This is a genomic window from Tenacibaculum sp. IMCC1 (genome assembly GCF_054906355.1).
In genome coordinates this window covers 2,819,965-2,836,464 of record NZ_CM142818.1, presented here as the reverse complement: position 1 = coordinate 2,836,464, position 16,500 = coordinate 2,819,965, and the positions used below count along the sequence as shown (strand labels likewise).

General features: G+C 31.6%; 12 protein-coding genes. 6 read left to right on the top strand and 6 right to left on the bottom strand.

The features are described 5' to 3' along the window. Positions 1–18: 18 nt before the first annotated feature. On the bottom strand, positions 19–1,260 hold the full coding sequence (locus ACXIHB_RS13205; RefSeq protein ID WP_462098430.1) for a M56 family metallopeptidase: 1,242 nt from the start codon (positions 1,258–1,260) through the stop codon (positions 19–21). After that, positions 1,257–1,625 carry a BlaI/MecI/CopY family transcriptional regulator gene (locus tag ACXIHB_RS13200; protein WP_125066790.1) on the bottom strand — a complete coding sequence of 123 codons (369 nt, stop codon included), beginning with the start codon at positions 1,623–1,625 and terminating at the stop codon, positions 1,257–1,259. The genes ACXIHB_RS13205 and ACXIHB_RS13200 overlap by 4 nt, the downstream gene beginning before the upstream one ends. A 120-nt stretch (positions 1,626–1,745) precedes the next feature. On the opposite strand from ACXIHB_RS13200, the gene ACXIHB_RS13195 reads away from it, so the two are divergent. The 4 genes from ACXIHB_RS13195 to ACXIHB_RS13180 all read left to right on the top strand — a co-directional run bounded on the left by ACXIHB_RS13195 (position 1,746) and on the right by ACXIHB_RS13180 (position 7,522). After that, positions 1,746–2,246, top strand: a complete 501-nt coding sequence (locus tag ACXIHB_RS13195) for a DUF456 domain-containing protein (protein WP_462098429.1) — start codon at positions 1,746–1,748, stop codon at positions 2,244–2,246. Positions 2,247–2,695: 449 nt separating this feature from the next. Then, positions 2,696–4,393 carry a lysine--tRNA ligase gene (gene lysS / locus ACXIHB_RS13190; protein ID WP_462098428.1) on the top strand — a complete coding sequence of 566 codons (1,698 nt, stop codon included), beginning with the start codon at positions 2,696–2,698 and terminating at the stop codon, positions 4,391–4,393. Between the two features lie 178 nt (positions 4,394–4,571). After that, the gene (locus ACXIHB_RS13185; RefSeq protein WP_462098427.1) at positions 4,572–5,336 is read left to right on the top strand and encodes a hypothetical protein; all 765 of its coding nucleotides are present in this window, start codon (positions 4,572–4,574) and stop codon (positions 5,334–5,336) included. Positions 5,337–5,494: 158 nt separating this feature from the next. After that, positions 5,495–7,522 carry a ComEC/Rec2 family competence protein gene (locus ACXIHB_RS13180; RefSeq protein ID WP_462098426.1) on the top strand — a complete coding sequence of 676 codons (2,028 nt, stop codon included), beginning with the start codon at positions 5,495–5,497 and terminating at the stop codon, positions 7,520–7,522. Between the two features lie 4 nt (positions 7,523–7,526). On the opposite strand, the gene ACXIHB_RS13175 is transcribed toward ACXIHB_RS13180, so the two are convergent. The 4 genes from ACXIHB_RS13175 to ACXIHB_RS13160 form a co-directional block, all read right to left on the bottom strand. After that, positions 7,527–8,045 (bottom strand): thioredoxin family protein, encoded by a 519-nt coding sequence (locus ACXIHB_RS13175; protein ID WP_047790542.1) that lies wholly within the window; start codon positions 8,043–8,045, stop codon positions 7,527–7,529. Between the two features lie 99 nt (positions 8,046–8,144). Further along, on the bottom strand, positions 8,145–9,902 hold the full coding sequence (locus tag ACXIHB_RS13170; protein ID WP_253057458.1) for a peptide MFS transporter: 1,758 nt from the start codon (positions 9,900–9,902) through the stop codon (positions 8,145–8,147). Positions 9,903–9,968: 66 nt separating this feature from the next. Further along, entirely contained in the window at positions 9,969–11,513 is a 1,545-nt protein-coding gene (locus tag ACXIHB_RS13165) for a peptide MFS transporter (protein ID WP_047790544.1), read from the bottom strand. Positions 11,514–11,529: 16 nt separating this feature from the next. After that, on the bottom strand, positions 11,530–13,677 hold the full coding sequence (locus tag ACXIHB_RS13160; RefSeq protein ID WP_167712353.1) for a S9 family peptidase: 2,148 nt from the start codon (positions 13,675–13,677) through the stop codon (positions 11,530–11,532). Between the two features lie 142 nt (positions 13,678–13,819). Here ACXIHB_RS13160 and ACXIHB_RS13155 point away from each other — a divergent pair, with 142 nt between their 5' ends. Together ACXIHB_RS13155 and ACXIHB_RS13150 are read left to right on the top strand one after the other, a co-directional pair. Continuing rightward, on the top strand, positions 13,820–15,553 hold the full coding sequence (locus ACXIHB_RS13155) for a hydroxymethylglutaryl-CoA reductase, degradative (protein ID WP_239178758.1): 1,734 nt from the start codon (positions 13,820–13,822) through the stop codon (positions 15,551–15,553). Continuing rightward, positions 15,553–16,479, top strand: coding sequence for a GYDIA family GHMP kinase (locus ACXIHB_RS13150; protein WP_239178756.1), 927 nt, complete (start codon positions 15,553–15,555; stop codon positions 16,477–16,479). Before ACXIHB_RS13155 ends, ACXIHB_RS13150 begins: the two co-directional genes overlap by 1 nt. Positions 16,480–16,500: the final 21 nt, after the last annotated feature.

The window sequence follows — 16,500 nt, the reverse complement described above, 5'->3', positions numbered from 1 at the left end:
AATATAGTTAATTATACATTAAAATGTGATAGGCAATACAAACCCAGTTCTTACAATTTTACCATTCTTTTCTCCTGGTTTCATTTGAGGTAATTTTTTTAGCATATCAATTGTGTGTGTTTTTAACTCTGGATGCGGTGCACGAACTTTAAAACCAAATACTCTCCCATCTATTCCAATTTTAAACAAAGCATAGATTCTTTTTTTTCCAGAAATCTCCTTTATTGAGTCTGCTAACTTTACTTTAAAATTCTTTTTCACAAACTTCATCATACTTAAATTAAAACATTTTCTATCACCTTCTTCACACCCAGGAAATGTTGGAGCTTTATCCAAACTAGAAAATGGTACATCTTCCACTTCACTCATGTTTTCTTTTATAATATTCTTACTTCTCTTCTCACTAAGTTTTACACTTGAGCACGCAGTATATAAAATCATGCTTCCTAGTAATGGAATTAACAGCAAATACTTTAGTTGTTTTACTTTTTTTGATTGTGTTTTCGTCATCATAATAATTCGTTTTTTGATTAATGAATGTTTGTAAAATTGATTAATGAATGAAATATGCTCGACCTGAAAAATATCAGCAAGTAAATGGTTGATATAATTTTCTTTTTTATCTGATTTGCTGGCTACAGCATCTGAAATATATTCATGAACTAACGATATACGATTCTGGTACACATACACCATTGGATTAAACCACATAATTATTTTCAAAAACTCAAAAAACAACAAATCTAATGTGTGTTTCTGTTCGCTATGTACTAATTCGTGCTGAATAATTTTTTCTTGTTTTGACGATGGAATATCCTTTCCTAAAAAAATATAATTGAAGAATGAAAACGCCTTCGTTTCTTTTGGCAATAAAACCAACTTATAATTTTCTTTTCTAGCAACGCCATATTGTAAAATTAATCGTATAATACGCTCTAATTTCACTAAAAACACAATAAAAAACAATAAACACCCAATCCAAAATAGTACATCTAAATAATTGAAAGATTGATACCAAGACGCTTTTTCAATGACTTTTTGAGGTGATAACACTACCTCTGGCAACAAAATATAATACTCTTTAGGAACAGCCTTTTGAACTGTTGAAATTTTAAACAAAGGCAATACAAACGATAGCACTGCTGTACCCAACAAATACCATCGGTTTTTGGTAAAAAAGGTTTCTTTGCTTAAAAAGAAATCGTACACTGCTACAAAAAGAACTTGAAATAATACAACTTGAATGATATAATTTATCATGACTTCTTATTTTTATTCACTTCTTTTAAAATACTCTCCAGCTCTTGAATATCCATTTTGTTTTCTTTCATAAAAAACGACACCATGCTTTTAAATGAGCCTCCAAAATAGCCGTTCATTAACTTATGTAAACTCTCATTACTATACTCTGACTTTTCTACCAATGGATAGTAGACATATCCCCTACCTTTTGACTCGTGCCCCACAAACTCTTTGGTCTCCAAAATCCTTATAATAGTTGAGACAGTATTATATGCTGGTTTTGGCTCAGGTAATTCAGTTATTACTTCTTTTACTGAAGCTTTTTTTAACTTCCATAATACCTGCATTATTTGCTCTTCTGCCTTCGTTAATTGTTTACTCATGATATCTTTTTATAAATATTTCCGAAACAAATATAACTATAAAATTAGTTAAAACTAATTTTATAGTTAATAAATATGTAACAAAGCTTTTATATCTTCGTCTTATCAATAAAAAGGTTAATGGATATATTTTTAGTAATACTCGGTTTTGTATTTGCTTGTTTAGGAATTATTGGTTCATTTTTACCAGTATTACCAGGCCCTATTACTAGCTGGGTAGGTTTGTTATTATTACATTTAACAAAAGCTGTTCCTCAAAACTGGACATTTTTGGGAATCACTTTAGCTATTGCTGTCATTATCTTTTTTCTTGATTACTTTATCCCTGCTATGGGAACTAAACGTTTTGGCGGCACCAAATATGGAGTATATGGCACTACTATCGGATTAATTATTGGACTACTCTCTCCTATTCCTTTCGGAATTTTAATTGGCGCTTTTGTAGGTGCTTTGGTTGGTGAATTAATTTACGACAGTAGAGACACTAACAGAGCGATTAAAGCTTCTTTTGGTGCTTTTTTAGGTTTTTTAGCTTCTGCAACCATTAAATTTTCAATTTCTATGGTATTCTTAGTGCTGTTTTTTGTTAAGTTCTGGGAATATAAAGCTGCTTTCTTTTAGAAATAAGCTTGTTATATTTAGCTTTTTACTTCCAATCATGAGATTCCTCCTCGTACTTCGTTCGGAATGACAGGTATTCATGATTTAAGAAGTCAGCAATTACACTTAGTCCCCAGATTGAAGCATTTGTTTGAGCTTCTCGAAGAGAGCGAGTGCGGAAAGCGGGAAATAGCTTCAGAATAAACGTAAATAAAATGCAAAAAAAAAGCAACCCATCTAAGGGAAGCTTTCCATTGGTTAACAAAACCATGATACTATTTAAAGTATCTAACAACACAACTAAATGCTGTCCTTTTAAAATTAGACAGCCTGCAAATATACATTCTTTTTAGAAACTCACAAATAAAAAATAACTTTTTTATAAAATCTATGTGATACTACCGTTGTCTAATTTTGTAATTGATTGTATCTTTGCACCTTTAAATTAAAATTACTTAAAAATTAAGTCAATGCAATTATCAGAACAAGAAGTTGTACGTAGAGAAAAACTATCAAAATTACGTGAACTGGGTATCAATCCATATCCAGCAGATTTATTTCCATTCAATTCAAATTCCAAACAGATTAAACAGGAGTTTAAGGAAGGTAAGAAGGTAGTTATTGCTGGTAGGTTAATGTCTCGTCGTATTCAAGGAAAAGCTTCTTTTGCTGAATTGCAAGATAGTGAAGGACGTATTCAAGTATACTTTAACAGAGATGAAATTTGTACTGGTGAGGACAAAACTTTGTACAACGAAGTATACAAAAAGTTATTAGATATTGGTGATTTTGTAGGTATCGAAGGAGAGTTGTTTAAAACTCAAGTTGGAGAAACCACCGTGATGGTAAAAGATTTTAAATTATTAAGTAAGTCTTTAAAGCCATTACCATTACCTAAAGTAGACGCTGAAGGAAATACCTTTGACGGTTTTACAGATCCTGAAATGCGTTACCGTCAGCGTTATGCTGATTTAGTTGTGAATCCACAAGTAAAAGAGGTTTTTGTAAAGCGTACTAAATTATTCAACGCGATGCGTCAGTTTTTTAACGATGCTGGATACTTTGAAGTAGAAACACCTATTTTACAACCTATTCCAGGTGGTGCTGCTGCAAGACCATTTATTACGCACCATAATGCATTAGACATTCCGTTGTACATGCGTATTGCAAATGAGTTATACTTAAAGCGTTTGATTGTTGGTGGTTTTGACGGTGTGTATGAGTTTTCTAAAAACTTCCGTAATGAAGGAATGGACAGAACTCACAACCCAGAATTTACGGCAATGGAAATTTATGTAGCTTACAAAGACTACAACTGGATGATGGAGTTCACCGAAAAATTATTAGAGCACTGTGCTTTAGCTGTAAACGGAACTACGGAAGCTACTTTTGGAGAGCATAAGGTAGATTTTAAAGCTCCGTATGCACGTGTTACGATGGCAGATTCTATCAAACACTTTACTGGTTTTGATATCAACGGAAAATCGGAAGATGAAATCCGTAAAGCTGCTCAAGACATGGGTATCGAGGTAGATGACACGATGGGTAAAGGAAAGTTAATTGATGAGATTTTTGGTGAAAAATGTGAAGGAAACTACATTCAACCAACATTTATTACCGATTATCCAAAAGAAATGTCTCCATTGTGTAAAGAACACCGTGACAATCCTGAATTAACCGAACGTTTTGAGTTAATGGTATGTGGTAAAGAAATTGCCAATGCATACTCTGAATTAAACGACCCTATCGATCAACGTGAACGTTTTGAAGCTCAGTTAAAGTTAGCTGCGCGTGGTGATGATGAAGCTGGTGAATTTATCGATCAAGATTTCTTACGTGCGTTAGAATATGGTATGCCTCCTACTTCTGGATTAGGAATTGGAATGGACCGTTTAATTATGTATTTAACGAACAATCCTTCAATTCAAGAAGTGTTATTCTTCCCACAAATGAAACCTGAGAAGAAAGCTCCTACAGTTGAATTAAACGACGATGAAAAAGCTGTATTAGCTTTATTAGAAAAAGCTGAAAGAATAGGTTTAAATGAGTTAAAAACTCAAAGTGGTTTATCTAATAAAAAGTGGGACAAAACTATTAAAGGACTAACTAAAAACAGTCTTGCTAAAGTTGAAAAAACAGCGGAAGGTTTATTTGTAGAAATCGTATAAGTTATTTCTGAAACTTAATATAATTAAAAAGCAATCTTACTTCGGCTACGCTCAGTAACCAGTAAGGTTGTTTTTTTTGTTTGATATTTCTACCATTTTAAATAACTTAGCTACTAACGGATATGAGTTATCAAATTGAACTCATATTATCAATAGCATTACTGTGTACAATATAAAAATGAAAAATCCCTATAAGAAACATCTTGATATTTTTTTTGAAACAATAACAGATTTCAAACATACAGCAAATAGAATGAATAAAGTTCTATTACAAGATGTTGAGAAGTACACAACTGAACAGGCTAAGTTTATTTCAGGAACATCTCTTATAATAGGTGATTGGACTGGACCAACTGATAATGGGTGGAAAATAAATTTTCATACTGGAATTACAAAATCAACATTTAAAGAAAACTACGCTTTAGAGGTTGAAAAAGTACTATCTAGAGAATTTGGACTAGCATTCTCACAATGTTATGAAGCTTTTGAAACTCTTTTAAAAGATTTTATTTATTTGAAAATACAAACTGATAAAAATTTCAGAGAAAAATTAAAATCCGATAAAGATTACTCAAGGGAAAAGCTAAAAGGAGGTGAAGACATTTTTAAGCTAATAAAAAAAGCTTGTGGAAAAAGATTTGTTAAATATTCTAAGGAAAATAATAACAACTTCAAGCTCAGCGAACTTTTCAAAATAATTTCAGAAATTAGGCATTCTATTACTCATTCAAAAGGAAAACTAAAAACCTCTAAAATCCCAAATGACAAATATTACAAATCTCTTTTTGAGCATTTGTTACCATTAAACAAGCTCGAAAATGAATCAATACAATTAAATTTTGATTACAAAAATTTTGACAGACTCATAATATACTTATCTGAGTTTGGGTTTCAAATCTATAAAATGTTGAGCTTAGAGGATAATTATGAATGGAGAATATAAAACTATATAACTCCCCAATTATAATAAATTAAATCTAGTTCAAATCTACTCTAAATCCTTATCTAAAATTATTAACTTATACTTATTAACCGTCTGTTATATGAGACCAGCTATTAAACTCTTTTAAACTCAAAGTTTTTTCATATCTTTAAAGAGCTATGAAAAAATTGTTAGAGTATCCTCCTTTTCACTTTTTGTTGTGCCTTATTATTGGTATAACACTTCAGTTTTACACACAGGTTTGGCTGTATAACTTTATATACTTGTTCTATTCTTTAATAGGGTTTCTCGTTAGTCTTTATTTTTTAAAAAGAACTCAAGCACGAAAAATTTTTAGTATAGCCACATTATTGTTCTTTGTTTTTATCGGAATTAGCTCCACCTATATTCACAACCCGAAGAATTATAATAGCTATTACGAACATCGATTAACTGAGAATTCTACTTATATACTTGATATACAAAAAGTATTAAAACCGGGAAATTACTACACAAAATATGTAGCTAAAGTTTCACAAGTAGATTCTACTAAAACCACTGGATATATTCTTCTAAACATTCAAAAGGACAGTTTATCACCTATATTAAAGGTGGGTAATCGAATATTTATCACAACTCCTTTTAAAGAATTAATTCCGCCTTTAAATCCACATCAATTTGATTACAAACAATATTTAGCAAAACAGTATGTTTATCATCAAGTATTTATAGATGATCATCAATTCAAAAAACTTGAAAACTCAAAGCTTTCTTTAATCAGTTTATCTGCTCATATTAGAGGTAAAATACAAGATTCCTTAAAAAAGTATCATTTTACAAACGATGAATTTGCTGTGATTAATGCTCTATTGCTTGGTCAACGTCAAGAAATTTCAAAAGAGTTATTAGAAAGCTACACCAACGCGGGCGCTATTCATATTCTTGCCATTTCAGGACTCCACGTAGGAATTTTATTATTACTACTCTCCTATCTACTTAAACCTTTAGAAAACCTTCCGCATGGAACAATCATTAAAGTCGTTTGTGTTATCTTCTTACTTTGGTCATTTGCTTTTATAGCTGGTTTATCTGCCTCAGTAGTTAGAGCAGTAACTATGTTTACTTTTGTAGCTATCGGGTTATCCTTTAAACGAAAAAAGGTTATTGAGTTTTCTTTAATAAGCTCCATGCTATTTTTACTTTTAATAAAACCGATGTTTTTATTTGATGTTGGGTTTCAATTAAGTTATTTAGCAGTTTTTGGTATTGTTTGGGTACAACCTTTACTTTACAGTATTTGGACACCTAAATTACGATTTCTCGACAAAGGCTGGCAACTATTTACAGTTTCTATAGCTGCACAAGCAGGAATTTTACCAATTAGCTTGTATTACTTTCATCAGTTTCCAGGGTTGTTTATCCTATCTAACTTAATTATCATTCCTTTTTTAGGTACAATTTTGTTTGGTGGAATTGTAATTATTATACTAGCAACGTTTAATATATTGCCTCAATTCTTGGCGAATATATATGGATCAATTATTTCTTTGATGAATTATTTTGTTAGTTGGGTTTCGAAACAAGAAGTGTTTTTATTGAAAGAACTTTCTATGTCTTTTGAAGCAATGATAGCTTGGTACATATTCATTATTTTCTTATTTCAACTTTGGTTTCGTAAAACCTATAATAATATTGTACTCTTTTTAACTTCAACTATTATTTTACAAGGGGTTTATTTATATGAAAAAAGCCAGCGAGTAAACAAAAGTGAATTTATTGTATTTCATAAAAGTAGGTATTCAATTTTAGGAGAAAGAAACAGGAACAAGCTTAACGTTTTTAGTTCACTAAATGACTCTATTCTTCTGCAAGAAAAAATTTTACAATCTTACAGAGTTGCTCAAGGCATTATTTCTAAAAATATTGATTCGATATCATACATTGCTTCTTTCAATAACAAACAAATTTTAATTGTAGATAGTTTAGGGATGTATCAAATAAAAAAACTTAAAAACCCAATAGTGGTTTTAAAAAATAACCCAAAAATAAATTTAAGCAGACTTATTTATTGGCTAAAACCAAAGCAAATCATTGCTGATGGAAGTAATTACAAATCGTACATTAACGGGTGGAAAGAAACTTGTTATAAACAAAAAACACCATTTTGGTATACTGGTCAAAATGGTGCTTATATTATAAAAGAATAAGTTTTTACATGGCACTTTTAAAGTTCTTTTCAAACTCTGTCCAAGGTGTATTTTTATAATTATCTTTGTTAAAATACGCCAGTATTTTCTCAAATCTTTTTTCTTCTAAGTAGCCAGGTACGTTTTGTAATAATTGCTTATCAGTATTAAAAAAAGCTGTTGAAGGATAACTTAATTGTCCTTTCATAATAGCAGCCGCTAACTCGTGATAACCTCTTCTTCCCTGAGACTGGTATTTAAAGGTTTTTCCTTGAAATGTAATATCATGTTTAGCTTCTCCGTTTAACTTTACTGGGTAATAGTGTGTATTGATATACTCAACAATTACTTTGTTTTTGTAAGTGGTTTTATCCATCTTTTTACACCAACCACACCAATCGGTGTAAATATCTACTAAAATTGGTTTAGGGTCTTTCTCACTCATTTCCATCGCTTCTTCAAAGCTTAACCAATTTACCTTGTCTTGTGCCTTTACTCCATATGAAATAAAGGTTAAAACTACTATTAATATTATTTTTTTCATACTCTTTAAGTCTCAATAAGTGTTCCAAAATTACAAAAAAACCTGCCTATATTTAAAATTGACAGGTTCTAAAAATATTGTTTTAACTTTTATTTAGAGTTATTTAACTCCATGCATTAGTTTTTTAATTAACGGATTTAAAGCTATTACTAACAATCCTGCTAATGTTGGAACTATTGTGAAAATTAAAAAGAATGTTGATAGGCTATATTCTTTTGTTATGTTTTCTATTTGACCTCCTAAAACAGCTGCTGCTTTATTTCCTATTGCTATTGCTAAATACCACATACCAAACATAAATGCAATCATTCTTGCAGGTACTAATTTAGATACATATGATAAACCTACTGGAGAAAGACATAACTCCCCTAAGGTATGAAACAAATATGCTAATATTAACCATATCATACTCACTTTAACTCCATCGGTTATTCCATAAGATCCAAATGCTAACAACCCAAAACCTACTGCCATTATGATTAGTCCTAATCCATACTTTACAGCTGCAGACGGGTTGTATTTTGAATCCCACCATTTAGAAAAGAAATTAGCAAAGGCTATAATAAAAAATGAGTTTAATATTGAAAACCATGATACTGTTATTTCAGAAGCTTCTGCGGAAAACTCACGATATAACATCCAACCTACCAATGCCCAAACTCCTAGAAAACATATTGCTAACACAAAGTTGGATACAGGAATTCTTTTTCCTGTTTCTTTTCCTAATAAAATTAGTACCCAAGTAATAATAGCTAACGGAATTACAGTTAATAGTGTATTTACAATATTAAAAATTGTTTGTGCATTACCTGTTAAAACTCTATCAACATTATCACGAGCAAAAAGCACTAAAGAAGAAGCTCCTTGTTCGAAACTCATCCAGAAGAAAACAGTAAAAAAAGCAAATATAATTACAGCAATCATTCTATCTCGTACAACCTTAGCATAACGAGATATACGAGAAATAGTTAAAACTAAAAATACTATTAACCCAAACAGTACAGCTACATATTGTCCTTCAAAATTTCCTATTTTAAGAGCTCCAAAAACATCTATACCTCCAATTTTTGATAAAGGATCGTTAATAGCGTATCCTAAACCTATAACAGAGGAAATTACAATTAATATTTTATCTAAACCTGTGAAAGGATTTCTTTTATCCTCTTCTTTTGAGTTTAGACCAGAAGTTTCAACAACATTATTTTCTTCTTTTGAAGGAACATCTCCTATAGTTCCAAATAATGGTTTTGCTAACCAAAACTGTAAAGTACCTAATAACATGAAAATTCCTGCTAAACCGAACCCCCAAGACCAACCTATCTTTTCAGCTAAATATCCACATAACATCATTCCAAAGAAAGCTCCTGCATTAACTCCCATATAAAATATAGTATATGCTCCATCTTTTTTTTCTGGTAAGTCTTTATACATCTCAGAAATAATAGATGTCATATTAGGTTTAAAGAAACCTGTACCAATTACTAATAAAGCTAAACCTACATACAACCAAAACTCAGTTTCAATAGCCATAGCAGCGTGACCAAGTGTCATAATAATAGAGCCTATAACAACTGCCCAACGATATCCTGTTAATTTGTCTGCTAAAATTCCTCCTAAAATTGGGGTTAAATACAATAACATTGCATAAGTACCAAATAAAGCACCTGCATTTTCTGCTGACCATTCCCAACCAGGGTTAGTTCCAATAGCTGCTGCTGTTAAGAAGTTAACTAATAAAACACGCATTCCGTAAAAAGAAAAGCGCTCCCACATTTCTGTAAAAAATAGCACAAACAACCCTGATGGATGGCCTAGTACTTTTGATTTGAAAAAATCGTTTGATGTAACTGAACTCATATTTATTTATCGTTTATATATAACAAACCTCATGATAAAGATTATCATGAGGTTAAATGCTCCTTATTATTTTACTCCGTGCATTAACTTTTTAAGTGGGAAACTTAAAAGAAATAATACTATACCTCCTCCTATTGGAATCCAAACTAAGATATTAAAGAAATCAGACATAGAAGATTCTTGAGCTATCTTTTCCATGTAACTTGAAAAAGTTCCTGCAATCATATTACCCATGGCAGATGCAAAAAACCAAATACCAAACATAATACCTAATAATCTTTTTGGTGACAATTTATTTACATAAGAAAGACCAACTGGTGATAAACTTAACTCTCCCATAGTATGTAATAGGTAAGCTAAAACTAAAAAGATCATACTAGCCTTTTGTATGGAATCTCCTCCAACATTTGCTGCTCCAAGTACCATTGGTATAAAACCTAATCCAAGTAATATTAATCCAATAGCAAACTTTTGAGGTCCGTTAGGGTTATATTTTGTTTTTGCTAATTTTTGCCAAACCCAAGAAAATAATGGCGCTAAAGTGAAGATAAATAACGCATTTAAACTTTGAAACCATGTTGCTGGTACCTCCGGGTTTTCATCAAAAAACTGATTATAAATCATATATCCAATAATTCCCCACAAAATAACAACACTTAGTGCCATAAACATCATTGCTGTAGCATACGTTTTACCAATTGCTTTAAACATTCCTACAAATAACCATGTTAAAATTATTACTGGTAAAGCTGATAGTAAAGCTCCAAAAATTTTAAATACAATTACTCCTGTCCCTTCTAAACTTCTATCAGTATATTCACTTGCAAAAATATTCATACTCGAACCTGCTTGCTCGAAAGCTGCCCAGAAAAAGATAGAGAAAAATGCTAAAACACCAACAACTATTAACCTCTGAGTTTCAACTTTTGTTAATGGCTTTTTTTCTATTTCTGTAGTTTCTTTAGAAACTTCTTTCTTTGGCGCTAATCCAATTTCTCCAAACATTTTTTGTGCTAAATGGAACTGAATCAATCCTATAAACATAAATATACCTGCTAATCCAAACCCATAATGCCAACCTAAAGTTTCTCCTAAATAACCACATAAAATTGACCCCAAGAAAGCTCCTACGTTAATTCCTTGGTAAAAAATAGTATACCCTGAATCTTTTTTATCACTTCCTTCTGGGTATAATTGCCCTACAATTGAAGATATATTTGGCTTAAAAAAACCATTTCCTATAATTAATAAACCAAGTCCTAAGTAAAACGCTGGCATCGGTTCAAAAGCTAAAGATATGTGCCCTAATGTCATTAACACAGCTCCTATAATAATGGCTTTTCTAAATCCTAAAATTTTATCAGCAATAATCCCGCCAATGATTGGAGTAATGTAAACAAGCATTGTGTACCAACCGTATAAGCTACTAGCATCACTTTTAGTCCACCCTAAACCCGGATTATCACTTGCTACTTCGCTAATTAAATATAAAACCAGTAGAGCTCTCATACCGTAGTATGAAAAACGTTCCCACATTTCTGTAAAGAACAACATAAATAATCCTACTGGATGTCCAAATATTTCCCGTTCGGTTGCTACATTTTTAGCCATAATATATTGTTTTAGTTTATAAGTTGTTTTTAATAAAGTTGGTCATTTTGGTATACAGGTGTAAACGAGTATTTCCTCCATAAATACCATGATTCTTGTCCGGATACATTCCCCACTCAAATTGCTTATTTGCTTGAATTAAAGCCTCTGCCATTCTATAAGCATTTTGAACATGTACATTATCATCACCTGTTCCGTGAATTAGTAAATATTTTCCTTTTAATAATTCTGGATAATTCAATGGCGAGTTATCATCATACCCTGCAGGGTTTTCCTCTGGAGTACGCATGTAACGTTCTGTATAAATTGTGTCGTAAAAACGCCATGTAGTAACTGGTGCCACAGCGATAGCTGCTGCAAATACATCATTTCCTTTTAATAAACAGTTCGTACTCATATGACCACCGAATGACCATCCCCAAATACCAATTCTATTCGCGTCAACATATGGTAACTTTGCTAACTCTTTAGCCACCGAAATTTGGTCTTCAGTTTCATACTTCACCAAGTTCATATAAGTAACTTTCTTAAAATCACGACCTTTAAAACCTGTTCCTCTACCATCAACACAAACAACAATATATCCGTTTTGTGCTAACATTTGGTGCCAATAATCATTTGAACCATTCCAACTATTTTTTACATTTTGAGAACCTGGCCCTGAATATTGATACATTAAAACTGGATACTTTTTATTTACATCAAAGTTTGCAGGCTTAATAGTGTACATATTTAAGTCGTTACCGTTAACATTAATAGTAGAAAACTCTTTTTTACTTAAATTATACCCTGCAATAGTTTCTTTTAAAGCTGCGTTATCTTTTATAGTTTTTAATACCTTACCTTCATCATTTCTTAGCGTGTACACTGGTGGTGTATTTGCATCAGAAAAAGTATTGATGAAATAGTGCATGTTTTTACTAAAAGCAGCGTTGTTTGTTCCTGTAGAGTTACTCAATAGCTTTTTGTTGTTACCGTCTAAAGAAATGCTATACACTCCTCTATTAATAGAACCGTTTTCTACTGATTGGTAATAAATAGTTTTCTTATCAGCATTATATCCGTAGTAAGAAGTAACTTCCCAATTTCCTTTCGTTACTTGATTCAATAACTTACCATCTTTATCATAGTGGTAAATATGGTTGTATCCATCTTTTTCACTTGTCCAAATAAAGCTATTATCGTCTAAAAAAGTTAGGTCGTCTGTAATATCTACATATGCTTTATCTGTTTCGTTTAAAACGATAGAACTATTAAAAGTAGTTGCATCAACAAAATACATTTTTAAATCATTTTGATGACGGTTCAATGTTCTAACAGCTAATATGTTTGGATTGTTTGTCCAGTTAATTCTAGGAATATATTCATAATCTCCTACTCTAATTTCTGCAGTTTTATTTGTTTCTAATGAAAATATACGTAAAGCTACTTTAGCATTTTCTTCACCTGCCTTTGGGTATTTGAATACATGTTGTGTTGGGTATTTTTCTTTTCCATACACATCCATTGAAAAAGTTTTAACCTTACTTTCATCAAAACGTAAATAAGCTAAGTTTTTGCTATCTTTACTCCATTCAAAAGCTTTTACAAAACCAAACTCTTCTTCATAAACCCAATCAGTAATACCGTTAATGATTTCGTTCTTTTTACCACTATTGGTAATTTGAATTACCACATTGGCATCTGAATAATCTTTAATAAATAAATTGTTGTCTTTAGCGTATGCTATTTTTTTACTATCAGGAGAAAAAGTTGGTTCTTGAATATCTGTACCAATTAAGTCTAATGATTTTTTAGCAATATCATACACATAATAAGTACCTAAATATGAATGACGAAAAATTTGCTTAAAGTTCGTTCCTAAAATTAATTTGGTCTCATCATTATTAAAACTATATGATTGAAAATATTTCAATCCTGCTAAATCTTTACTATCAACAATCGTTGCAACTTTTTCTAAAGTTTCATAACTGTATTTATCTACAGTAGAACTTCCATTCTCATAATTTAATAACGAATAAAAATCTCCATTCATAGAATTTAAAGAGTTCATATAATCGGCTCTAAATGTGCCTTTTCGCCATATATCCTCTAAAGAAATATCTTTTTTTTGAGCTTGTACTAGCGAAGATATCCCTATAAACAATAATAATAATTTCTTCATGTTAAGTTGTTGTTTATCTAAAAAGTTTGCCAAGTTTACGGAAAAATAGCCAAAAACCCGCTCAAAAAAATCATAAAAACCAAATAACACAAGCATTTTAACATGATTCACGTATCTTTGAGCCATCAAAAATGAATTGAGAATGTCTAAAACGATCTCTGGTTTTTCTAAACTTACCAAAGAAGAAAAAATAGACTGGTTGGCTAAAACTTACTTTAACAATCAACCAGAAATTATACAAACTATTACGCAATATTGGAATGTAGACGAGAAGTTACAACAATTGCATGATGATTTTATTGAAAATACCATTTCTAATTTTTATATGCCTTACGGCATTGCTCCTAACTTTATTATTAACGGACGCAGTTATGTAATACCAATGGTGGTTGAAGAAAGCTCTGTTGTTGCTGCTGCTTCTTTAGTTGCCAAGTTTTGGAGTACTCGTGGAGGATTTAAAACAGAAGTAATTTCTACTACAAAAATTGGTCAGGTACATTTTATGTATGCTGGTAACAAAAAAGAGTTAGAAACCTATTTTAATCAACAAAAAACAGAATTATACGCAGCTACCGCATCTATTACCAAAAACATGGAAAAACGTGGTGGCGGAATATTAGATATTCAACTAGTTGATAAAACAGATAAGCTTGCAAACTACTATCAATTACATGTTACGTTTGAAACAAAAGATAGTATGGGAGCTAACTTTATTAATTCTTGTTTAGAAGCTATTGCTAAAGCTTTTAGAAAAGATGATATTGAAATAGTTATGAGCATTCTTTCTAACTACGTTCCTGAATGTTTAGTTAGAGCAGAAGTAAGCTGTAAAGTAGCCGAATTGGGCGGGAAGAATCCTGAGAAGTTTGCTCAAAAGTTTGAACAAGCTGTTAAAATTGCAGAGGTAGAACCGTACCGTGCAGTTACGCACAACAAAGGTATTATGAACGGAATAGATGCTGTTGTATTAGCTACTGGAAACGATTTTAGAGCTATTGAAGCGGGTGCACATGCGTATGCTTCAAAAGACGGACAATATAAAAGCTTAACTCACTGTGAAGTAAAAGACGGTATTTTTAAATTTTGGATTGAAATTCCTTTAGCATTAGGAACTGTGGGTGGATTAACTGCCTTACACCCAATGGCAAAATTATCGTTAGATATGATGCAAAAACCTAGTGCTCGCACTTTAATGCAAATTATTGCTGCTGCTGGTTTAGCTCAAAATTTTGCTGCTTTGCGTGCTTTAACAACCAAAGGAATTCAACATGGGCATATGAAAATGCACTTGATGAACATTTTAAATCAACACAAAGCTACCAATGAAGAAAAAGAAATTGTAGCCACCTATTTTGAAGACAGAACAGCCTCTCATAGTGCCGTGGTTGAAAAACTAAATGAGCTTCGTAAGCCAAAAGTACAATGGGTAGACTTTTTAAATGAAGAAGAAGTACGTGATACTCTTTTAAGTTTAAAAGCCGATGCAAAACCTTTGTTTGGTAAAATGAGTGGACAACACATGGTAGAACATTTAAGCTTGGTTACTCAAATAGCGAATGGAAACTGGAAAGTTGACACCTATGTTTCTGATGAGAAATCAGCTAGAAGAAAACCATTTTTAAATTCTGATAATGAGTTACAAACTGGATTTAAAGCTCCATTTTTATCAGAAGCTCCAACTCCGTTAAAGTTTAGTTCTATAAACGAAGCTGTTATTGATTTGATTGAGCAAGTGCAGCACTTCGAAACTGTTTTTAATGAAAATCCAAACCGAACAGTTGTACATCCATTTTTTGGAGAGCTAGATTATGAATATTGGAAAAAATTCCAAGTAAAACATTTTACACATCACTTTAAACAATTCGGACTGGTATAATGCGACACTATTCTAACGGAAAATTATTACTCACTGGTGAATATGTTGTTTTAGATGGTGCAACATCGTTAGCTGTTCCTACTAAGTTTGGACAAGACTTAATTGTTGAACCAATTAAAGAATCACAACTTATCTGGGGAAGTTTTACGCATACTGGAGAATGTTGGTTCGAGGCTTCTTTTGATTTACCCAAACTACGCTTAACCTCAGCTACGTTTAATTCTGATAAAGAAGGAAGTGCTGAGTTTATTGCTGAAACACTACGTGATATTTTACAAGAAGCGAAACGTTTAAATCCTGAATTTCTAACTACTGAAAACGGTTTCGTTGTAAAGACAAATCTAACATTTCCTCAAAACTGGGGATTAGGAAGTTCCTCAACCTTAATTAATAATATAGCTACTTGGGCAAATGTAAATCCGTTTACCTTACTTTGGAACGCTTTTTCTGGAAGTGGTTACGATATCGCTTGTGCAAAACATAACACTCCGATTCTATATAAGCTAGAAGAAAAACAACCTCATATTCAAGAAGTAAATTTCAATCCACATTTTTCTGAAGAATTATTTTTTGTGCATTTAAACCAAAAACAAAATAGCAGAGAAGGAATTGCTCACTATAAAAAACACAAAGAAGAAGCTAAGATCTTAATTCCTGAAATTGACAATTTAACTCAAGAGTTTTTAAAAGCCAACACTTCTAAAGATTTAGAAAAAATCATTATTGAGCATGAGCAAATCATTAGTTCAATTATAAAACAAGACACTGTAAAACAAAGGTTATTTTCTGACTATTTTGGTGAAGTAAAAAGTTTAGGTGCTTGGGGTGGTGATTTTATTTTAGTTACAGGAAATGAAGACACTACAAGCTATTTTCAACAAAAAGGATTCAATACTATCCTCACCTATAAAGAAATGATTTTATAAAATTAAGCCTGTTACATCGAG